This is a genomic window from Streptomyces sp. NPDC006655, assembly GCF_040703965.1.
Classification (GTDB): Bacteria; Actinomycetota; Actinomycetes; order Streptomycetales; family Streptomycetaceae; genus Streptomyces.
Genome location: NZ_JBEYJU010000130.1, coordinates 1 through 19,684 on the forward strand (window position 1 = coordinate 1; position 19,684 = coordinate 19,684).

The following is a 19,684-nucleotide window of genomic DNA, read 5'->3' on the forward strand; positions in this document are numbered from 1 at the left end:
GGGCCCTTCTGATGGATCTCCGCGGCGTCGCGACGCCCGGCACGCACGCTCGACGCACGGGGTGGCGGGCCAGGTGGCTCCGCCACATGACCCGCCACCCCGCACGCCGATCGCACGCACCGAACGCCGCTCCTTCTCCCACGGAGATCCATCAGAAGGGCCCTAGTCCTGCTGCGCGGCCGGAGCGGACTTCGCGAGGGTTTCCAGGAGCCCGCCGAGCGAGCCGCCGCCCTGGCCGTGGCTCATCGCGCCGATCAGCGTGGTCAGCATCCCGGCGCCCTCGCCGTCGTCGCCCAGGAGGCTGCCGAGAATGTCTTCAAAGTCATCGCCCGACATGGCCCCAATGTCACGCGTACGACCCAATTCCGCTACTCGGGGTGAACCGCTCCTGTGCGCCTCTTCACGCCGGGCCCGCCCGTCCGCTCTCATGGCAGACAGACCCGTCTCGGGGAGGTCCGCCATGAAACGCCCCGGTCCGTTGCTGACCCTGCTCGCGGGTCTGCTGCTCGGCCTGCTCACGCTGACGCTCGACGCGACGGCGGGGACGAGGAGTCTCTCCTCCCCGGCCCAGTCGCCGCCGAAGATCGCCGACGCCCCTTACGCCGGCCGCACCGACCACTCGTCCCGTCCCGGTCCGCGACGCAGGGCCGTCAGGGGGTCGGGCCTGTACCGGGCCACGGCGACCGTGCGCGGGGCGAAGGTCGACGGCGGCTGGATCGTACTCGCCGGCATCCGGCCGTGACCCGAGGGAGCCGACCATGACCGTCGACCCGAACGCCGCCGCCCAGAGCTGGCCGCCGCCCGAGCCGCACCGCCACGGCCCGCACCCCGTCCGCTATCTCGTCCCCGTCCTGGTGACCGGCGCGGTCGCGGTCGCCCTCGGCGTGTACGGCAGGGTCCACCACCCGACGGGGCGCGTCTTCGGCCTCGGCGCCTTCAGCAGCACGTTCGCGGGGAAGTCGTGGCTGGCCTCGATCGCGGTCTTCTTCGCACTCGTCCAGCTGGTCTCCGCGCTGATGCTGTACGGCAGGCTGCCGGGACCGCGCTGGGCCTCGGGTCTGCACCGCTGGTCGGGGCGGGTCGCCTTCCTGGTCGCCGTCCCCGTGGCGGTGCACTGCCTGTACGCGTTGGGCTATCAGACGTACGAAACACGCGTTTTGTGGCACTCCCTCCTGGGTTGCTTCTTCTTCGGTGTTTTCAGTGCCAAGATGCTGCTGCTCCGCTGGGAGCGACTCCCTGGCTGGCTGCTGCCGATCGTCGGTGGGCTGGTGTTCGCCATGCTCACGCTCGTCTGGCTGACGTCCGCATTCTGGTTCTTCCGCACGTTCGGGGTGACGACATGACCGACGGCTCCACTCGACGCACCATGCTCACGACGGGTACCGCGGCGCTCGCCGCGACCTGCGTGGGCTGCGGCGGCAACAAGGGCAACGGCTCCTCCAGCTCGTCCGGGACGCCGACCTCGTCCGGGACGTCCGCCTCCCCCGCGTCACCCACCGCCGGGTCGTCCGCCTCCGGGTCGGCGAGCGCGGCCTCCGGGAAGGCGCTGGCGCAGACGAGTGACATTCCCGAGGGCGGCGGCACGATCTTCAAGGACCAGAAGATCGTGGTGACCCAGCCGACGAAGGGCGAGTTCAAGGCCTTCTCGGCGATCTGCACCCACATGGGCTGCACCGTGGACAAGGTGGCGGGCGGCACCATCGACTGCCCCTGCCACGGCAGCAAGTACCACATCGCCGACGGCTCGGTCGCCCACGGCCCGGCGACCAGGGCGCTGCCGGCCGAGTCGATCACGGTGAGCGGAAATTCGATCACCCTGGGCTGACTCGGCCACGTACGCTCCCCGGCATGCAGCCCGAGGACCTGGTACGCGACCACACGATCTACGCCTGTGTCATGGGGTCGCGGGCCTTCGGGCTGGCCACCGGAGACAGCGACACCGACCGGCGGGGCGTGTTCCTCGCCCCCACTCCCCTGTTCTGGCGCTTCGAGAAGCCGCCGACGCATGTGGAGGGGCCGGGCGAGGAGCGGTTCTCCTGGGAGCTGGAGCGGTTCTGCGAGCTGGCGCTGCGGGCCAATCCGAACATCCTGGAGTGCCTGCACTCGCCCCTGGTGGAGCACGTCGACGACACGGGCCGCGAGCTGCTCGCGCTGCGCGGCGCCTTTCTGTCCCGGCGCGCCCACGGCACCTTCACCGGCTACGCCCTCGCGCAGCGCCGCAAGCTCCACGACGACGTCCGCACCCACGGCGCGCCGCGCTGGAAGCACGCCATGCACCTGCTGCGGCTGCTGAGCAGCGCCCGTGACCTGCTGCGCACCGGCGAGCTGACGGTCCAGGTCGGTGACGGCCGGGAGGCGCTGCTCGCGGTGAAGCGGGGCGAGGTGCCCTGGCCGGTCGTGGAGTCCCGGTTCGCCCGGCTGGCCGAGGAGACCGACGAGGCCCTGCGGCACACCCCGCTCCCGGCGGAGCCCGATCACGCGCGCGTCGCCGACTTCCTGTTCCGGATGCGGCGCGCCTCAGCCGCGTGACCGGGCCCGGCTCAGGCGTCCCAGAGGGCGCCCAGGGTCATCAGGTCGCCCCGGTACTCGACGCGGTCGGCCCATTCCGTCGGCCAGGCGTCCTCGCCCAGCCAGGCCCCCGCGAACGCCCCGGTGAGGCAGGCGATCGAGTCCGAGTCGCCGGAGGAGCAGGCGGCCCGGCGCAGGGCGGCCAGCGGCTCCTCGGGGAAGAGCAGGAAGCACAGCAGACCGGTCGCCAGGGCCTCCTCGGCGATCCAGCCGGCGCCGGTGGCGAGGCAGGGGTCGTCCTCCGGGGAGGCGGTGGCCACGGCGTCCCGTAGGCGGTCGAGGATCTCCAGGCACTCGTCCCAGCCGCGTGCGACGAACGCCTCGGGACTCGCGTCGTGGCCGCGCGTCCAGAGGTCGCCGAGCCAGGTGTGGTGGTAGCGGGTGCGGTTGTCCACGGCGTACGACCGCAGCCGTCCGACGAGTTCCGCAGGATCGGTCCCCTGCGCGAGCAGCCGTACGGCACGCGCGGTGAGGTCCGAGGCGGCCAGGGCGGTGGGGTGGCCGTGGGTGAGGGCGGACTGCAACTGTGCGGCTCCGGCCCGCTGTTCGTCGCTCAGACCGGGTGCGAGGCCGATGGGCGCGACCCGCATGTTGGCGCCGCACCCCTTGGAGTCGACCTGGCTGGCGTCCTGCCAGATCCGGCCCTCCTCCTTCAGGAGGGCGCAGGCCCGCAGACAGGTACGGCCGGGTGCGCGGTTGTTCTCCGGCGACTGGTACCAGTTCACGAACTCCTCGCGCAGCGGGCGCGCCAGCCGCTGGGGGCCGAGCACCCCGCGGTCCATGGCGGTGCGCAGCGCGTGCCCGACGGCCAGGGTCATCTGGGTGTCGTCGGAGACGAAGGCGCGCTTCGGCAGCTCCATCCGCCGCCAGGGCCCGCACTTGGCGAGGATGGCGGGTACGTCGTTGAACTCGGTCGGGAAGCCCAGCGCGTCCCCGAGGGCGAGGCCTATGAGGGAGCCGGTGGCGGCGCGTTTGTGGGCGGTGAAGGTCATGCGGGGCGTCCTTCCCGGGACGGGCGGAGCAGGGGCGGGCGGAGTGTCGTGGCGGTGCCCGCGCGGTAGAGCGCGGCCGGTTTGCCGCGCCCGCCGGTCAGCCGGGCGGCTCCGGGGACCGGTTCGACGAAGCCGGGCGTGGTGAGGACCTTGCGGCGGAAGTTGGGGCGGTCCAGCGTGACGCCCCACACGGTCTCGTAGACGTTCTGCAGCTCGCCGAGCGTGAACTCGGGCGGGCAGAAGGCGGTGGCGAGACAGCTGTGCTCCAGTTGCGCGCCGACGCGGTCGTGGGCGTCGGCGAGGATCCGGTCGTGGTCGAAGGCGAGCGTCCGGGCGGGGTCGTACGGCAGCCAGCGCGCCTGGGCCGCGTCGCCGCCACCGCGCGGCTCGGGTGGATGGGGCAGCAGCGCGGTGAAGGCGACGGAGACGACCCGCATCCTCGGGTCGCGGTCCGGCTCGCTGTAGGTGCGCAGCTGCTCCAGGCGCAGCCCCGACACGTCCGCCAGGCCGGTCTCCTCGGCGAGTTCCCGCCGGGCCGCCGTCTCGGCCGACTCCCGGGGCAGCACGAAGCCGCCGGGCAGCGCCCACTGGCCGGCGTACGGCTCCAGTCCGCGCTCGACGAGCAGCACGTGCAGGGCGCCCGCGCGCAGGGTGAGGACGGCGAGGTCCACGGTGACGGCGAAGGGTTCGTAGGCGTACTTGTCGTAGCCCTGCATGTCGTGGCCCCGCACGGTCCCGTCACCCCCTCCAACTAATAGTCGTTACGACTATAAAACCCCGCTCGATCACGGCGCAAGCCCGCAACGCCCGCTGGAGCCCCGTTCAGAGGAACGGCGACGGCCGGTCCCGGTGGACCCGGGACCGGCCGTCAGAAGGACGCACAGGCGCTCTAGAGGTCGACTTCCTTCATCAGCATCCCGACCTCGGTGTTGGACAGGCGGCGCAGCCAGCCCGACTTCTGGTCGCCGAGGGTGATCGGGCCGAAGGCGACCCGCACCAGCTTGTCGACCGGGAAGCCGGCCTCGGCCAGCATCCGGCGCACGATGTGCTTGCGGCCCTCGTGCAGGGTGACCTCGACCAGGTAGTTCTTGCCGGTCTGCTCGACGACCCGGAAGTGGTCCGCGCGCGCGTAGCCGTCCTCCAGCTGGATGCCGTCCTTGAGCTTCTTGCCCAGGTCACGCGGGATCGGGCCCACGATGTGCGCGAGATAGGTCTTCTTCACGCCGTACTTGGGGTGGGTCAGCCGGTGTGCCAGCTCGCCGTGGTTGGTGAGCAGGATGACACCCTCGGTCTCGGTGTCCAGGCGCCCCACGTGGAAGAGGCGGGTCTCCCGGTTGGTGACGTAGTCGCCGAGGCACTGCCGGCCGTCCGGGTCCTCCATGGTGGAGACCACACCGGCCGGCTTGTTCAGCGAGAAGAACTGGTACGACTGCGTGGCGACGGTCAGCCCGTCGACGCGGACCTCGTCCTTCTCCGGGTCGACCCGCTTGCCCTGCTCCAGGACGATCTCACCGTTGACCTCGACACGGGCCTGCTCGATCAGCTCCTCGCAGGCACGCCGGGAGCCGTAGCCCGCGCGGGCGAGGACCTTCTGCAGCCGCTCGCCCTCCTGCTCGGCGCCCGGGAAGGTCTTCGGGAGCTTCACGTCCTTCTTGCCCGCGTACCGCTCGCGGTTGCGCTCCTCGGCGCGGGCGTCGTACTCACGGGAACTCGCCGGAGCGGTACGGCCGCGCCCGGTGCCCTGCCCCTGCCTCGGGCCGCCCTTGGCGCCGCCGCGCGCCGAGGCGCCGCGGCCCGACTTCGGGCCGTCCTGGGTGGCGCCGGGGCCCACGTCGTAGCGCCGCTCCTCCGGGCGCGGCTTCTTCGGCCGGCCGCCCTGCTTGTCGTCGCGGGCGTTGCCGGCGCCGCGGTAGTTGCCGCGCCCGCCGCTGCTCCCGCCGCGGCCGCCGCTGTTGCCACCACGGCTCCCGCCGTTGTTTCCGCTGCTGTTCCTGCCGCTGCTGCTTCGCATCAAAAGTTCCGTCTAGTCGTCTGCGTCCTCGGAATCCAGCGCATCGGGTGCGTCCGGATCGAACGACGGCACGCCCTCCTGGGTCTCGGCCTCGATCGCCTCTGCCTCCGGGAGGAAGGGCGCGAGCTCCGGGAGCTCGTCCAGGCCACGCAGGCCCATCCGCTCCAGGAAGTAGTTCGTCGTCCTGTACAGGATCGCACCTGTTTCGGGTTCCGCGCCCGCCTCCTCGACCAGACCGCGCTGGAGCAGGGTGCGCATCACACCGTCGCAGTTGACCCCTCGTACGGCCGAGACCCGGCTGCGGCTCACCGGCTGGCGGTACGCGACGACCGCGAGGGTCTCCAGCGCGGCCTGGGTGAGCCGGGCCGTCTGCCCGTCCAGGACCAGCCGCTCCACGGCGGGCGCGTACTCGCCGCGCGTGTAGAAGCGCCAGCCGCCCGCGACGAACCGCAGCTCGAAGCCGCGGCCCTGCGCGGTGTACTCGTCGGCCAGCGCGCGCAGCGCCTTCGTGATCGTCTGCCGGGGCCGTTCCAGGATCCGGGACAGGTGCTCGGCGGTGGCGGGCTCGTCCACGACCATCAGGACCGCCTCCAGGGCCGGCTTGAGGTCGAGGTCGGCGACGGGACGCAGCCCCGCCGGCAGTTCCGTGGTGTCCTCGCTCACGGCTTCTCCTCCTTGGGCGGCTCGGGCGGCCGGTCGAACTCGTCGGTGACCATCGGCAGGCCCCCGCCGTCCCCGCCGGTCCAGCGCACCAGCAGCTCACCGAGCGCCGTCTCCTGGTCCAGGGCGACGGCCTTCTCCCGGTACAGCTCGAGCAGGGCGAGGAAACGGGCCACGACCGTGAGGGTGTCGTCGGTGTCCGCCACCAGGACCCGGAAGCTGGCCTCGCCGAGCTCCCGCAACCGCGCCACCACGATCCCCGCCTGTTCCTGCACGCTGACCAGCGGGGCGTGGATGTGGTCGACGTACACCTGCGGCTTGGGCCGGGGCTGCATCGCCTTGACCGCGAGCCGCGCGAACCCCTCCGCCCCGATGCTGATGACGACCTCGGGCAGCAGCTCGGCGAGGTGCGGTTCGAGGCCGACGGTACGGGGCCAGCGGCGGGCCTCGTCCGCCAGACGCCGGTTGAAGATGTCGGTGATCTGTTTGTACGCGCGGTACTGCAGCAGCCGCGCGAACAGCAGGTCCCGGGCCTCCAGCAACGCCAGGTCGGCCTCGTCCTCCACCTCGGCGGCGGGCAGCAGCCGCGCGGCCTTCAGGTCGAGCAGGGTGGCGGCGACCACGAGGAACTCGGTCGTCTGGTCCAGGTCCCAGTCCGGTCCCATGGCCCGGATGTGCGCCATGAACTCGTCGGTGACCTTGGACAGCGCGACCTCGGTGACGTCCAGCTTGTGCTTGGAGATCAGCTGGAGCAGGAGGTCGAAGGGCCCCTCGAAGTTGGCGAGCCGCACCGTGAAGACCCCGTCGGAACCGGGTTCCGCCCCTACGACGGCCTCGGGAGCCGGCGCACCGGCTCCCGGCTCCGGGGGCCGGGCGCCGGTGTCCGGCTCGGGGGCCGGTGCGGCGGCGTCCGGGTTCGCTGCGTCGGCGTCGGACTTCGGCGCGGTACCCGCACGTTCCGGCGCGGCGGCTTCCGGCTCCGGGGGCCGTGCGGCGGTTTTTGGCTTCGGTGCGGTGTCTGCGCGTTCCTCGCGTGTGGCAGTACCCGGCCCACCGGACTCGGGCCCGGCTGCCGGTGCGGCCGGTGCCGCGGGTGTCGGGGGCTCGGTCGTCGGTGGGGGCGCCACCCCCGGGCCCCGGCCCAGGGCGCGCCGGCGGCCGCCGGAGGGGCCGGGAGCGGGGGCGTCGGTCGAGGTCATGGCCCCCGCAGGCTACCTCTACCGGCCCCGCAGCCGTCGTACGAGGATGCTCGCGTCTCCGCGGGACTCCAGGTCCGCCAGCACCACGGCGACCGCCTCGCGGACGATCCGGCCCCGGTCGACGGCGAGTCCGTGCTCGCCGCGGAGCACGAGGCGGGCGTGCTCCAGGTCCATCAGCTCCTCGGCGGAGACGTACACGGTGATCTTCTCGTCGTGCCGCTCGCGCCCGCTGGGCCGGCGGGCGGGCGCCCTGCCACCGCGCTGCTTGCGGGACGCGGCCTGGGCGTCGGCGCCAGAACCTTCCTGCACCGGCTGCCGCCGCGCACCCGAGGGGGCCATCGTGACGGAGGCCCCGTGGTTGCGGGACTCCCCGGACTCGGCCGGTTGCGCCTCCGCCGCCACGTGCTCCGCGCCCTCGCCGTCGCCGCCCTGCGCGGGCACCGCGTGCGGCGCGTCCCCGGCGGGTTCGGCCGCCGCGTCGTCGTTCTCCCCCGCGGGAGTCGCGGGGGACGGCACCCGGGCCTCGCCGTTGGCCGGGCGCCTGGGGCTGGACGGCTGCAGCGCCATCCCCCCGGTCGTACGGAACAGTTCGTCGGCCCCCGGCAGACTCACTCGGCGTGACACCGGGCGAGCACCTCCCTGGCGAGCTGGCGGTAGGCGGCGGCACCGACGGAGTTGGAGGCGTACGTGGTGATCGGTTCACCGGCGACCGTGGTCTCCGGGAAGCGGACCGTGCGGCCGATCACCGTGTGGTAGACGTGGTCGTCGAAGGCCTCGACCACGCGGGCCAGCACCTCACGGCTGTGCACGGTGCGGGAGTCGTACATGGTGGCGAGGATGCCGTCGAGCTCCAGCTCCGGGTTGAGCCGCTCCTGGACCTTCTCGATGGTCTCGGTCAGCAGGGCGACACCACGCAGCGCGAAGAACTCGCACTCCAGCGGCACGATCACCTTGTGGGCGGCCGTCAGCGCGTTGACCGTGAGCAGGCCGAGCGAGGGCTGACAGTCGATCACGATGTAGTCGTAGTCGGGCAGCAGCGGCTTGAGGGCGCGCTGCAACGTCGACTCGCGGGCGACCTCGGAGACCAGCTGGACCTCGGCGGCCGACAGGTCGATGTTGGAGGGCAGCAGGTCCATGTTGGGGACCGCGGTCTTCAGGAGGACCTCGTCGGCCGCCATGCCCCGCTCCATGAGCAGGTTGTAGACGGTGAGGTCGAGCTCCATCGGGTTGACGCCGAGACCCACCGACAGCGCGCCCTGCGGGTCGAAGTCCACGAGCAGCACCCGCCGGCCGTACTCCGCGAGCGCGGCACCCAGGTTGATGGTCGACGTGGTCTTGCCGACGCCGCCCTTCTGGTTGCACATCGCGATGATCGTGGCGGGGCCGTGACTGGTCACCGGGCCCGGGATCGGGAAGTACGGCAGCGGGCGTCCGGTCGGGCCGACGCGCTCGCGGCGCTGGCGGGCCGCGTCGGGCGCCAGCGTGGCCGCGTACTCCGGATCGGGCTCGTACTCGGCGTCGGGGTCGTAGAAGTGCCCGTCGGGCAGTTCGTCGTAGTCGGCGAAGTGGTTGTGGGGCGCGCCACTTCCGTCGCCGGCCCTGGCGTTCACGTGATGGCCATCCATGCTCTGGTGTGCTGTCCGCGTGGTCAGCGGACTCCGGGCTGCTGTGAAGGTGCGCACCGCGACGGAGCCGACAGCCTCGAACCCCGCGGGACCCTGGTCCCGTACCGGCATTCCTGGTTGACCACCCCCGGGAGAAAATGTCGACTCATTCACAAGTCGTCTTACCTCCTTGGTGACCAGGAAACTTCTAGACAGGTCAGCGTGGCACCATGCCGACGGTTGGCGACTCTATGGCGTGTCGGGCGTCCGCAGCAACACAATCCGCCGGACCCGGCACGATGTGTCGGCAATGAAACATGTCGCTGTCAAGGGCGTACGGCCGTCGCACAGCAGGTTTCACCGGTGTGCGAATCGGTCGAAGGGTTACGTTCGAGGCGAGTTGACCGAGAGCCGCAAAGTGACCATACACACATCCGGCCGGACCTTGTCGGGCAAGGTCCGGCCGGATGCGAGTGATTGACGCGCCTTGTTGACGTATCGCCTTTACGAAAAGGTGACTTAGCGGCCGCCCGCCGTTCCGGCTCAGCCGATCAGCGTGTCGAGGTCCACGTGGTCCAGGCCGTGCGCCTCGGCGACCTCCTTGTAAACGACCTTGCCGTCATGGGTGTTGAGGCCCTTGGCCAGCGCGGCGTCCCGGCGCAGCGCCTCCGCCCAGCCGTTGTTCGCGAGCGACACGATGTACGGGAGCGTGGCGTTGGTGAGCGCGTAGGTGGAGGTGTTGGGCACCGCGCCGGGCATGTTGGCGACGCAGTAGAAGACCGACTCGTGGACCCGGAAGGTCGGCTCGGCGTGGGTGGTGGGCCGGGAGTCCTCGAAGCAGCCGCCCTGGTCGATCGCGATGTCGACAAGGACACTTCCCGGCTTCATCCGGGAGACCAGCTCGTTGGTGACGAGCTTCGGGGCCTTGGCGCCGGGGATGAGCACCGCGCCGATCACGAGGTCGGCCTCCAGGCAGGCCTTCTCCAGCTCGAAGGAGTTGGAGACCACCGTCTGGATCTTGGTGCCGAAGACCTTGTCGGCCTCCTTGAGCTTGTTGATGTCCTTGTCCAGCAGGGTCACGTGGAAGCCCATGCCGATGGCGATCTGGGCGGCGTTCCAGCCGGAGACCCCGCCGCCGATGACGACGGCCCTGGCGGCGAGCACACCGGGGACGCCGCCGGGCAGCACACCGCGGCCGCCGTTGGCGCGCATCAGGTGGTAGGCGCCGACCTGCGGGGCGAGCCGGCCGGCGACCTCGGACATGGGCGCGAGCAGCGGCAGCGCACGGCTCGGCAGCTCGACGGTCTCGTAGGCGATGGCCGTGGTGCCGGACTCCAGGAGCGCGTCGGTGCACTCCTTGGACGCGGCCAGGTGCAGGTAGGTGAAGAGGGTCTGGTCCTTGCGCAGCCGGTGGTACTCCTCCGCGACGGGCTCCTTGACCTTCAGCAGCAGGTCGGCGGTGGCCCACACCTCGTCGGCGGTGTCCAGGATCGTGGCGCCGGCGGCGGTGTACTCGTCGTCCGGGATCGACGAGCCGACCCCGGCCCCGCGCTCGATGACGACCTGGTGGCCGTGACGCACCAGCTCGTGGACGCCGGCCGGGGTGATGGCCACCCGGAACTCGTTGTTCTTGACCTCGCGGGGGATGCCGACCTTCACGTCGATCACGGTCCTTGGCTCAGAGGGTGTGGGGGCATGACAGCACATACCCGGCATACGGGGTACACCAGGAGACACCGCAGGAGAACCGGCGGCAGAGCCAGTTTAATGAAGGCGTTCCGAGTGTCTAGCCTTTCATTGCATCAATCTTTCGGTGACCCAGTACGGATTTCGTAGGTGTTAGCACCCTGTTCCGGCTCGGAGTCGGGCTCCGAGGGGGGCGCGGCCTCCTCACCCAGCATGCGCTCGGCCGCCGCCCGGTGCAGGCTCGCGGCGGTGGAGTCGCCGAGCCGCTCCAGCGTGTCGGCCAGCCGGAGCTGGAGCGCCGCCTGGAGCCGGGCGTCCTCGGCACGGCGCGCCCACTCCACCGCCTCCTGGCAGGTGCGCAGCGATTCCTCCGGGCGTCCGGCGTACTCCTGCACCCGGGCGAGTTCGCTCAACGCCCGTGCCTGCGCGGCCACATCGCCGTTCTTTCGGTGGCCGGAAACAGCCGCCCGCCAGGCCCTGAGCGCCTCGCCGTAACGGCCCGCGTAGGTGTGGGCGCCGGCGATACGGCCGTAGAGCCGGGCGGCCTCGGCGCGCTCGTCACGGGCCAGGCGCTGGGCGAGGGCGCGGCCGAACCAGTCGGCGGCCCGGTCGTAGTCCCCCAGCTCCTGATGCGCACCGCCTACGGATTCCATCGCGCGACCGGTGGCGTAGGGGTCATGTGCTCTGCGTCCGGCGTCCAGAGCGGACCGATAGCGCACCAGCGCATCCCTGGTACGCCCGGTCTGGGCGTCCAGGTCGCCCAGGTTCAGCAGGGCGGCGGCCTGCTCCCGGGGCAGGTCGCGGCGCTCGGCGACGTCGAGGACGAGCCGGTGGATGCCGTACAGGTCGGGGGCCGCGGCCCGGGTGCCGAAGTGCGCCACCATGGCCTTGACCAGCTGGGCCATCAGGCGGCGGGCCAGGGTGTCCAGCTCGCCGTCGGCGACCGCGGCGCGGGCTGCGGCCAGCAGGGCGGGGCGCCGGGCGCGCAGCCAGTCGGCGGCGGCCCGGGGGGTGGGGAAGCGCAGCTCGTGAGGGAGCGCCTGGAGCTTCTCGCGGGCCTGCGGGTTGTCGGTCTCGGTGATCGCCCGGCAGGACTGCAGCAGCCGTACCGTGCGCTCCAGCATCCGGGCGCGGGCCAGCTGGAGCTCGCCGGTCCGCTCCTGGCTCTCGGCCATGGCCCGGATCAGCGGGTGCAGGCAGCCCGGGACCTCGTACTGGGGCAGGGGGGAGGGCGCTACGTGCAGCAGACCGAGGCGGACCAGTTCGTCCAGGGTGGTGCGGGCGGTGTCGACCGAGCAGCCGGCCAGGGCCGAGGCGGTGTGCGGGTCGACCAGGCCGGCCGGGGCCAGACTGAGCAGCCGCAGTATCCGGGCGGCCTGGGCGGGCAGCTGGCCGTGCACGAACCGGAAGACCCGGGCCAGGGCGCTGCTGTCGTCGGCGTCCGCGTGCAGGCGTTTGGCGAGGTCGGAGACTGCCGCCTGAGGGCGGGCGGCCAGCCAGCCGCCGGCCAGGGTCAGCGCGGCGGGGTGCGCCTGGCACACCTCCACCAGCGCCTCGGCGGACCGCGGGTCGACGGTGATGCGGACCGAGCCGGTGTAGCGGGCGAGCAGCTCCACGGCCGACTTGGTGTCCAGGCCGCCCAGGGTGCACGGGCGGACGTCCGAGATCCCGGTGAGCGGGCCGCCGGAGACGGCGACGGCCAGGCAGTCGGGGGTGTCCGGGAGCAGCGCGTCGACCTCGTCGGCGCCCGGGGCGTCGTCCAGCAGGAGCAGCATCCGGCGGTCGGCGAGGGCGGTGCGCAGGGCGTGGGTGAGGTCGTCCTCGGCGGCGCCGGGCGGGGTGGGCAGTCCGAGCGCGGTGAGCAGGTCCCGGGCGGTGCGCTCGACGGGGACCGGGGTGCCGTCGGGCTCGGCGAGGCGGGCGCGCAGCACCCCGTCGGGGTAGTCGGCGGCGACCCTGCGGACCAGTTCCGCGGCGAGGGCGGTGCGTCCGGATCCGGGCCGGCCCGCGATCAGCAGAACACGGGCGCGGGGGGCCTTGCGGCCCGCGATGGTGTCCAGGCCCGCGCGCTCGATGTCCGCGCGCAGTTCCTTCAACTCCCTTGTGCGGCCCAGGAACTGGTCGTCCGGGGCCGCGGGCGCCGCCAGTCGTGCGCCGCCTGTGTCCACCGCCTGATCCGTCACGGGCCACACTCCCGTCCCACCGCACGCGCAAGCCCGCCGGGACTCCGGTTCGGGCGTTTCGGCTCACTCGCGTCGAGCCTAGTTCACGTGCGCGGACGTTCCCCGCGGAGCGCGGCGGACGCATCGCCCGATCGGATCAGGCGATGGTCACACCGGTACGCCCAAAGGGAGGATTCCGGCCCGGGCGAACGAATCCAGGGGCGGGCTCAGGACTCGAAGGGGCGGGCCGGCCAGGGCGCGTCGGCCGGGCGCAGGGCGTCGAGACCGTCGCCCGCGCGGGCGGCGACCAGCGAGAGGACGCCCGTCACGAGGCAGGTGTTGTGCAGGTCGCCGGCGAGCACCAGGCGGACCAGCTCGTCGACCGGCACGCGCGCGTACTCCAGGTCGGTCTCCTCGTGCTCCGACTCGAAGCGGTCCCCCTCGGCCTCCGCCAGATCACGGGCGAGGAAGACCCGTACGGCCTCGTCGCAGCCGCCGGGGGTGGTGTACAGGTCGGTGAGCACCCGCCAGTCCTCGGCCTTGACGTGGGCCTCCTCGTACAGCTCGCGCTGGGCCGCGTGCAGCGGGTTCTCGCCGGGGACGTCGAGCAGGCCGGCCGGGATCTCCCAGAGCTTCTGCCGGACCGGGTGCCGGTACTGGCGGATGAGCAGCACGCGGTCCTCCTCGTCGAGGGCGAGGACGGCGACGGAGCCGGGGTGGACCTGGTAGTCGCGGCGGACCACCGTGCCGTCGGGCATGACCACCTCGTCCGTGCGGACGGAGGTCTTGTTGCCCACGAAGGGGGTCTCCGTCGCCCGGATCTCCCACTCCTCGGGGGTGTCCTTGATCGTCATGCCGTGCCGCCCTTCCACGCGCCTGCCACCTGCTGAGAAGAAAACCGGGGTGCTCACCCGTGAAGGTGTGCGCCCCGGCCACCGTACAACCGGTGTGTTACTTCGCATTCCCCTGCTCGACGGCGCCCTGCCGGCGCGCGACCGCGGCCTTCACCAGGCCCGCGAAGAGCGGGTGCGGGCGGGTCGGGCGGGAGCGCAGCTCCGGGTGGGCCTGGGTGGCGACCAGGTAGGGGTGGACGTCGCGCGGGTACTCGACGTACTCGACGAGCTTGCCGTCCGGGGAGGTGCCGGAGAACAGGATGCCGGCCTTCTTCTCCAGTTCGGCGCGGTAGGCGTTGTTGACCTCGTAGCGGTGCCGGTGCCGCTCCTCGACGTACTCCTTGCCGTCGTACACCTCGCGCACGATGGAACCCTCGGCCAGCTTCGCCGGGTACATGCCCAGCCGCATGGTGCCGCCCATGTCGCCCTCGCCCGCGACGATGTCCAGCTGCTCGGCCATGGTGGAGATGACCGGGTGGCCGGTGGCGGAGTCGAACTCGGTGGAGTTGGCGTCCGGGATGTCGGCCAGGTTGCGGGCGGCCTCGATCACGATGCACTGCAGGCCCAGGCAGAGGCCGAGCAGCGGGATCCGGTTCTCGCGGGCGTAGCGGATGGCGCCGACCTTGCCGAGCACGCCGCGGTCGCCGAAACCGCCGGGGATGCAGATGCCGTCGACGTCGGACAGCTGCGCGGCGGCACCCGCCGGGGTCTTGCAGTCGTCCGAGGTCACCCACTTGATCTTCACGCGGGCCCGGTTGGCGAAACCGCCGGCGCGCAGCGCCTCGGTGACCGACAGGTAGGCGTCGGGCAGGTCGATGTACTTGCCGACCAGCGCGAGGGTGATCTCGTGGTCGGGGTTGTGGACGCGGTCGAGCAGGTCGTCCCAGGTCCGCCAGTCCACGTCGCGGAACGGCAGGTCCAGCTTGCGGACGACGTAGGCGTCCAGGCCCTCGCCGTGCACGGTCTTCGGGATGTCGTAGATCGAGCGGGCGTCCGGGCAGGCGACGACCGCGGCCTCGTCGACGTCGCACATCAGCGAGATCTTGCGCTTGATGGCGGTCGGCACCTCGCGGTCGCAGCGCAGCACGATCGCGTCCGGCTGGATGCCGATGTTGCGCAGCGCGGCCACCGAGTGCTGGGTGGGCTTGGTCTTCAGCTCGCCGGACGGGCCGATGTAGGGCAGGAGCGAGATGTGGACCACGAAGACGTTGTCCCGGCCGACCTCGTGGCGGACCTGGCGCACGGTCTCCAGGAACGGCAGCGACTCGATGTCGCCGACCGTGCCGCCGACCTCCGTGATGACGACGTCGACCTCGTCGGTCGCCATGCGCCGGATGCGGTGCTTGATCTCGTTGGTGATGTGCGGGATGACCTGGACGGTGTCGCCCAGGTACTCGCCGCGCCGCTCCTTGGCGATCACCGTCGAGTAGACCTGACCCGTGGTGACGTTGGCGGAGCCGTCCAGGTCGCGGTCGAGGAAGCGCTCGTAGTGACCGATGTCCAGGTCGGTCTCGGCGCCGTCGTTGGTGACGAACACCTCACCGTGCTGGAAGGGGTTCATCGTGCCGGGGTCGACGTTCAGGTAGGGGTCGAGCTTCTGCATCACGACGCGCAGGCCCCGTGCCTTGAGCAGCATGCCCAGGCTGGAGGCCGTCAGGCCCTTGCCGAGCGAGGAGGCGACACCCCCGGTGACGAAGATGTGCTTGGTCGTCGTGGCTGTGCTGTTTCGGAAAGCATGCGGCGGCATGGCCAAGAGGGGGCTCCCGTGGTCGCGGTCTGTCGTGCGGTACGGCGGCCGTCCGGGTGTTTCCGGGGGTGGTGCCGTCGCTGCGGTTCGGGGGTTTCGCGCCCACCGGTCCACGGGCTACCAGGGTATCAGCGCCTCGCAGAGATGGCTTCCGGCCACGTTCCGTACACACGTCGGCACAACGGGGGGTCCTGCTTACCGGCTTTTCACTCAGCGCTCACCCGTTCGGCTCACACGGGTTGCCCGGAGCGGCACGCAGATCATCTACGTGCGTCGTATCCTGCTCGGACACTCGCTGCCGAGCCAGCCCGTCCGGAAAAAACGGCACACCCCCGCCCGTACTCCCGGAACAACGAGAGCCCGGCAGTTCGTTGAGCTATGACTGTCGTTTTGCCTCAGGGCATGGCGGGCTGCTTTGCTTCACCGCTCAACGACGTACAACAACAACCCCCCTTGACCGCACTAGCGACAGCCCCCTTTCTGTCTGGGGGGTGACGTGGCCGTTCGACTGGAGTTGCACGTGGCCGGGCGCATCGAAGACTACGCACTCATCGGAGACATGCAGACCGCTGCCCTGGTCTGCCGGGACGGCACAGTCGACTGGCTGTGCCTGCCCCGCTTCGACTCGCATGCCATCTTCGCCGGTCTGCTCGGCACCGAGGAACACGGTTTCTGGCGGCTCGGCCCGGCGCACGCGGCCGACTCCGAGCCGCCGACCGCGGCGCGCCGCACCTACCGGGGCGACTCGCTGATCCTGGAGTCGGAGTGGGACACCCCGCGCGGCACGGTCCGGGTCATCGACTTCATGCCGCCGCGTGACGGCGCGCCCCAGCTGATCCGCATCGTCGAGGGCGTCACCGGCCGGGTGCCGATGCGCTCGGTGCTGCGCATGCGGTTCTCCTACGGCCGGGTCGTGCCCTGGGTGCACAAGCACGACGGCCGCACGGTCGCCGTCGCGGGGCCCGACTCGGTGTGGTTCGACACCTCGGCGGAGACCTACGGCAAGGCGCTGACCACCTACGCGGACTTCACGGTGGCCCCCGGCGACCGGATCGCGTTCACGATCTCCTGGGAGCCCTCGCACAAGCAGCCGCCCGCGCTGCCGGAGCCGGAGCAGTCCCTCCAGGCGACCGAGGACTTCTGGCGCGACTGGGTCGAGCACTGTACGTACCACGGCCCGTACCGGGAGGCCGTGATCCGCTCGCTGATCACGCTGAAGGCCCTCACGTACGCCCCCACCGGCGGCATCGTCGCCGCGCCGACGACGTCCCTGCCCGAGGACATCGGCGGTGTCCGCAACTGGGACTACCGCTACACCTGGCTGCGCGACGCGGCGATCACCCTGTCCTCGCTGCTGCGCACCGGCTACCGCGAGGAGGCCCGCGCCTGGCGCGAGTGGCTGCTGCGCGCGGTCGCCGGCGACCCGGAGAACCTGCAGATCATGTACGGCATCGCGGGCGAGCGCGAGCTGGGCGAGGCCGAGCTGGACTGGCTGCCCGGTTACGAGAACTCCGCGCCCGTCCGGGTGGGCAACGGCGCCGCGCACCAGCTCCAGCTGGACGTCTACGGCGAGGTCACCGAGGCCCTGCACCTGGCCCACATGACCGGTCTGGCCCGCAACGACTACGCCTCGCTGCTCCAGCTCAAGCTCATCCGGTACCTGGAGGACCACTGGGACGAGCCGGACGAGGGCATCTGGGAAGTGCGCGGCCCGCGCCGGCACTTCGTGCACTCCAAGGTGATGGCCTGGGTCGCCGTGGACCGGACGATCAAGCTCATCGAGTCCGGGGACGCGGACGGCCCGCTGGAGCGCTGGAAGGAGCTGCGCGACGACATCCACCGGGACGTCTGCGAGCGCGGCTACGACAAGGAGCGCAACACCTTCACGCAGTCGTACGGCTCGCAGGAGCTGGACGCGTCGCTGCTGCTGATCCCCCAGATGGGGTTCCTGCCTCCGGACGACAAGCGGGTCATCGGCACCATCGAGGCGATCCAGCGCGAGCTGTCCACCTCGGACGGCTTCATCCTGCGCTACCCGACCTCGGGCGGCGACGAGGGCGTCGACGGGCTCCCCGGTGACGAGGGCGCCTTCCTGGCCTGCTCGTTCTGGATGGCCGACGACCTCGCGATGATCGGCCGCGTCGACGAGGCCCGCAGGCTCTTCGAGAAGCTCCTCGCGCTGCGCAACGACCTCGGGCTGCTCGCCGAGGAGTGGGACCCGCGGCTGAAGCGGCAGGTGGGGAACTTCCCGCAGGCGTTCAGCCACGTGCCGCTGATCGACACGGCACTGCGGCTGACCGCGTCCGGGGCGTACGGCGGGTAGCCGCCGCGCGGCGGGCGGGCGCCGTCGGCTGCGGGATCCGAAGGTGTCGTGGAGGCGTTCGCCCAGGTAGCGTCCGCCCCATGGACAGCGGGACGGGCAGCGGGTTCGACACCCAGGGCGGCGGGATCACCGTGCAGCGGGCGCTTGAGCTGCCCGGGCTGCGCAGCGGGCTCCCGGAGATCCTGGCCTGCGCGGACCGGCTGGGCCGGACCGTGCGCTGGGTGCACGCGGGCGAGGTGCCGAACATCGCCTCGCTGCTCAAGGGCGGCGAGCTGCTGCTCACCACCGGCTACGGCCTGGGCACCCGGCCCACCGACCAGCGGGCGTTCGTGCGCACCCTCGCCGAGCGGGGCATCGCCGCCCTGGTGGTGGAGCTGGGCCCGCGTTTCTCCCGGCTGCCCGCCACGCTCGTCGACACCGCCCGGGCCACCGGGCTGCCGCTCGTCGTGCTGCACCGCGAGGTGCCCTTCGTCACGGTGACGGAGGAGATCCACACCGAGATCGTCAACCACCACTACACGCTCCTCCAGCGCGCCGAGGAGGTGCACCGCCGCTGCACCGAGGCCCTGCTGGGCGGCGGCGGGGTGCCGCAGGTGCTGGCCATCCTGGCCGACTTCAGCGGCAACCCGGTCTTCCTGGAGACCACCGACGGCCAGTTGCTGTACGCCGCCGGGGCGGGTCCCGAGGGCGCGGATCCGCTCCAGGTGTGGGAGGGGCTGCGCGGCCAGCACCGGGACGCGCCGCCGCCGACCGGGTCCGTCCTGGTGGACGTGCCGGGCGGCGGACCCGGCACGGGCTCGGTGCGGGCCCGGCTGGTCCTGCTGCCGGTGCGCGGCCCCCTCGCTCCCGTCCACCGCATCGCCGCCGAACGCGCCGCCGGGATCGTGGCCGTGGTGCTGATGCAGGCCCGCCAGGAGGAGGAGCTGGCGGCCCGCGGGCGCGGCGACTTCCTGACCGACCTCGCCGAGGGCCGCATCACCCCGGCGGACGCCCCGGCCCAGGCCCGGGTCCTCGGCTTCAAGCCGGGCGGCGGCCCGCTGCTGCCCGTGGTCATGCGGATCGCCGACTCCCTCGCGCCGGGCTCCCCGGGCGGCGGCTGGGCCGTGCTGGCCCGGGCGGTCGGCGAGGAGCTGGCGGCGGTGGGCGTCCCGGTCCTGCTGGGCGTACGGCCGGTCGAGGGGCGGGTGCCGCTGCTGCTGGGCCTGCGCTCGGAGGCGGAGCGGACGACGGTCGCGGACCGGGTCGCGGCGGCGCTGCGGGCGGGCGTGGAGCGCGCCGGGATGCGGCGTCCCGGGGCCGCCGCGCCGGTCGTGGTGGTCGGGGCCGCCGGCGGCTGGGCGGCGGCCTCGGCCGGGCTGCGGCACGCGGCGGAGACGGCGACGGCCGCCCAGGGCCTCTCCGACCGCCCCTGGTACGACGCCCGCCGCCTCGACATCGACCTGCTGCTGTGGCGGCTGCGCGACCACCCCGACCTCGCCGCGTTCGTGGACCGTGCGATCGGCCCGCTCCGCGAGCACGACCACCGCTCCCGGCCGCCGTTGCTGCCCACCCTGGAGACCTATCTGGCGCACGCCGGCCGCAAGGCGGAGACGGCCCGCGAACTGCACCTCAACCGGCAGACCCTCTACAACCGCCTCGCCAGGATCGGGGAGTTGCTGGGCACCGACCTCGACGACCCGCAGGTGGTCCTGGCGTTGAGCCTGGCGCTCAGGGCCCGCAGGCACGTCTCCTAGGGCAGCGGCCCGGCGCTCAGGGCCCGCAGGCACGTCTCCTAGGGCAGCGGCCCGGCGCTCAGGGCCCGCAGGCACGTCTCCTAGGGCAGCGGCCCGGCGCTCAGGG

General features: G+C 72.2%; 18 protein-coding genes. 6 read left to right on the forward strand and 12 right to left on the reverse strand.

Going from position 1 to position 19,684, the window contains the following annotated elements; translation table 11 throughout:
- Positions 1–162: 162 nt before the first annotated feature.
- Complete coding sequence (locus AB0958_RS40235; RefSeq protein WP_366895440.1) at positions 163–336, reverse strand: hypothetical protein; 174 nt, start codon at positions 334–336, stop codon at positions 163–165.
- A gap of 124 nt (positions 337–460) precedes the next feature.
- On the opposite strand from AB0958_RS40235, the gene AB0958_RS40240 reads away from it, so the two are divergent.
- The 4 genes from AB0958_RS40240 to AB0958_RS40255 are packed head-to-tail and all read left to right on the forward strand — an operon-like array spanning position 461 to position 2,529.
- Positions 461–742 carry a hypothetical protein gene (locus AB0958_RS40240; protein ID WP_366895442.1) on the forward strand — a complete coding sequence of 94 codons (282 nt, stop codon included), beginning with the start codon at positions 461–463 and terminating at the stop codon, positions 740–742.
- Between the two features lie 16 nt (positions 743–758).
- Complete coding sequence (locus AB0958_RS40245; RefSeq protein WP_366895443.1) at positions 759–1,343, forward strand: DUF6529 family protein; 585 nt, start codon at positions 759–761, stop codon at positions 1,341–1,343.
- Positions 1,340–1,825: a Rieske (2Fe-2S) protein gene (locus AB0958_RS40250; RefSeq protein ID WP_366895444.1), complete on the forward strand. Its 486-nt coding sequence runs from the start codon at positions 1,340–1,342 to the stop codon at positions 1,823–1,825. The genes AB0958_RS40245 and AB0958_RS40250 overlap by 4 nt, the downstream gene beginning before the upstream one ends.
- A gap of 23 nt (positions 1,826–1,848) precedes the next feature.
- The gene (locus AB0958_RS40255) at positions 1,849–2,529 is read left to right on the forward strand and encodes a nucleotidyltransferase domain-containing protein (protein ID WP_366895445.1); all 681 of its coding nucleotides are present in this window, start codon (positions 1,849–1,851) and stop codon (positions 2,527–2,529) included.
- Between the two features lie 11 nt (positions 2,530–2,540).
- On the opposite strand, the gene AB0958_RS40260 is transcribed toward AB0958_RS40255, so the two are convergent.
- The 11 genes from AB0958_RS40260 to AB0958_RS40310 form a co-directional block, all read right to left on the reverse strand.
- Entirely contained in the window at positions 2,541–3,560 is a 1,020-nt protein-coding gene (locus AB0958_RS40260; protein ID WP_366895446.1) for an ADP-ribosylglycohydrolase family protein, read from the reverse strand.
- The gene (locus AB0958_RS40265) at positions 3,557–4,276 is read right to left on the reverse strand and encodes an NUDIX domain-containing protein (RefSeq protein ID WP_366895457.1); all 720 of its coding nucleotides are present in this window, start codon (positions 4,274–4,276) and stop codon (positions 3,557–3,559) included. Before AB0958_RS40265 ends, AB0958_RS40260 begins: the two co-directional genes overlap by 4 nt.
- A gap of 173 nt (positions 4,277–4,449) precedes the next feature.
- Complete coding sequence (locus AB0958_RS40270) at positions 4,450–5,571, reverse strand: pseudouridine synthase (RefSeq protein ID WP_366895448.1); 1,122 nt, start codon at positions 5,569–5,571, stop codon at positions 4,450–4,452.
- A gap of 12 nt (positions 5,572–5,583) precedes the next feature.
- Complete coding sequence (gene scpB, locus AB0958_RS40275; RefSeq protein ID WP_366895449.1) at positions 5,584–6,234, reverse strand: SMC-Scp complex subunit ScpB; 651 nt, start codon at positions 6,232–6,234, stop codon at positions 5,584–5,586.
- Positions 6,231–7,430 carry a segregation/condensation protein A gene (locus tag AB0958_RS40280; RefSeq protein WP_366895450.1) on the reverse strand — a complete coding sequence of 400 codons (1,200 nt, stop codon included), beginning with the start codon at positions 7,428–7,430 and terminating at the stop codon, positions 6,231–6,233. Before AB0958_RS40280 ends, scpB begins: the two co-directional genes overlap by 4 nt.
- An 18-nt stretch (positions 7,431–7,448) precedes the next feature.
- Entirely contained in the window at positions 7,449–7,997 is a 549-nt protein-coding gene (locus tag AB0958_RS40285; RefSeq protein WP_366895451.1) for a hypothetical protein, read from the reverse strand.
- Positions 7,998–8,038: 41 nt separating this feature from the next.
- A complete protein-coding gene (locus AB0958_RS40290) occupies positions 8,039–9,166 on the reverse strand; it encodes a ParA family protein (RefSeq protein WP_132889015.1) in 1,128 nt (375 codons plus the stop codon).
- Between the two features lie 411 nt (positions 9,167–9,577).
- On the reverse strand, positions 9,578–10,702 hold the full coding sequence (gene ald / locus AB0958_RS40295) for an alanine dehydrogenase (protein WP_366895452.1): 1,125 nt from the start codon (positions 10,700–10,702) through the stop codon (positions 9,578–9,580).
- A gap of 134 nt (positions 10,703–10,836) precedes the next feature.
- Positions 10,837–12,903: a tetratricopeptide repeat protein gene (locus tag AB0958_RS40300; protein ID WP_366895453.1), complete on the reverse strand. Its 2,067-nt coding sequence runs from the start codon at positions 12,901–12,903 to the stop codon at positions 10,837–10,839.
- A gap of 206 nt (positions 12,904–13,109) precedes the next feature.
- The gene (locus tag AB0958_RS40305; RefSeq protein ID WP_366895454.1) at positions 13,110–13,736 is read right to left on the reverse strand and encodes an NUDIX hydrolase; all 627 of its coding nucleotides are present in this window, start codon (positions 13,734–13,736) and stop codon (positions 13,110–13,112) included.
- Between the two features lie 97 nt (positions 13,737–13,833).
- Positions 13,834–15,522, reverse strand: a complete 1,689-nt coding sequence (locus AB0958_RS40310) for a CTP synthase (RefSeq protein WP_366895455.1) — start codon at positions 15,520–15,522, stop codon at positions 13,834–13,836.
- A gap of 520 nt (positions 15,523–16,042) precedes the next feature.
- Between AB0958_RS40310 and AB0958_RS40315 the strand changes: the two genes are divergently transcribed.
- Both AB0958_RS40315 and AB0958_RS40320 read left to right on the forward strand, forming a co-directional pair.
- Positions 16,043–17,845, forward strand: a complete 1,803-nt coding sequence (locus AB0958_RS40315; RefSeq protein ID WP_366895458.1) for a glycoside hydrolase family 15 protein — start codon at positions 16,043–16,045, stop codon at positions 17,843–17,845.
- Between the two features lie 80 nt (positions 17,846–17,925).
- A complete protein-coding gene (locus AB0958_RS40320) occupies positions 17,926–19,578 on the forward strand; it encodes a PucR family transcriptional regulator (protein ID WP_366895456.1) in 1,653 nt (550 codons plus the stop codon).
- Positions 19,579–19,684 lie beyond the last annotated feature (106 nt).

Coding starts and splice junctions, on each gene's coding strand:
- AB0958_RS40265 (WP_366895457.1), bottom strand. CDS start 4,276: ATGCAGGGCTACGACAAGTACGCCTACGAACCCTTCGCCGTCACCGTG.
- AB0958_RS40320 (WP_366895456.1), top strand. CDS start 17,926: ATGGACAGCGGGACGGGCAGCGGGTTCGACACCCAGGGCGGCGGGATC.
- AB0958_RS40290 (WP_132889015.1), bottom strand. CDS start 9,166: ATGCCGGTACGGGACCAGGGTCCCGCGGGGTTCGAGGCTGTCGGCTCC.
- AB0958_RS40235 (WP_366895440.1), bottom strand. CDS start 336: ATGTCGGGCGATGACTTTGAAGACATTCTCGGCAGCCTCCTGGGCGAC.
- AB0958_RS40255 (WP_366895445.1), top strand. CDS start 1,849: ATGCAGCCCGAGGACCTGGTACGCGACCACACGATCTACGCCTGTGTC.
- AB0958_RS40240 (WP_366895442.1), top strand. CDS start 461: ATGAAACGCCCCGGTCCGTTGCTGACCCTGCTCGCGGGTCTGCTGCTC.
- AB0958_RS40310 (WP_366895455.1), bottom strand. CDS start 15,522: ATGCCGCCGCATGCTTTCCGAAACAGCACAGCCACGACGACCAAGCAC.
- AB0958_RS40305 (WP_366895454.1), bottom strand. CDS start 13,736: ATGACGATCAAGGACACCCCCGAGGAGTGGGAGATCCGGGCGACGGAG.
- AB0958_RS40245 (WP_366895443.1), top strand. CDS start 759: ATGACCGTCGACCCGAACGCCGCCGCCCAGAGCTGGCCGCCGCCCGAG.
- AB0958_RS40260 (WP_366895446.1), bottom strand. CDS start 3,560: ATGACCTTCACCGCCCACAAACGCGCCGCCACCGGCTCCCTCATAGGC.
- AB0958_RS40270 (WP_366895448.1), bottom strand. CDS start 5,571: ATGCGAAGCAGCAGCGGCAGGAACAGCAGCGGAAACAACGGCGGGAGC.
- AB0958_RS40280 (WP_366895450.1), bottom strand. CDS start 7,430: ATGACCTCGACCGACGCCCCCGCTCCCGGCCCCTCCGGCGGCCGCCGG.
- AB0958_RS40285 (WP_366895451.1), bottom strand. CDS start 7,997: ATGGCGCTGCAGCCGTCCAGCCCCAGGCGCCCGGCCAACGGCGAGGCC.
- AB0958_RS40250 (WP_366895444.1), top strand. CDS start 1,340: ATGACCGACGGCTCCACTCGACGCACCATGCTCACGACGGGTACCGCG.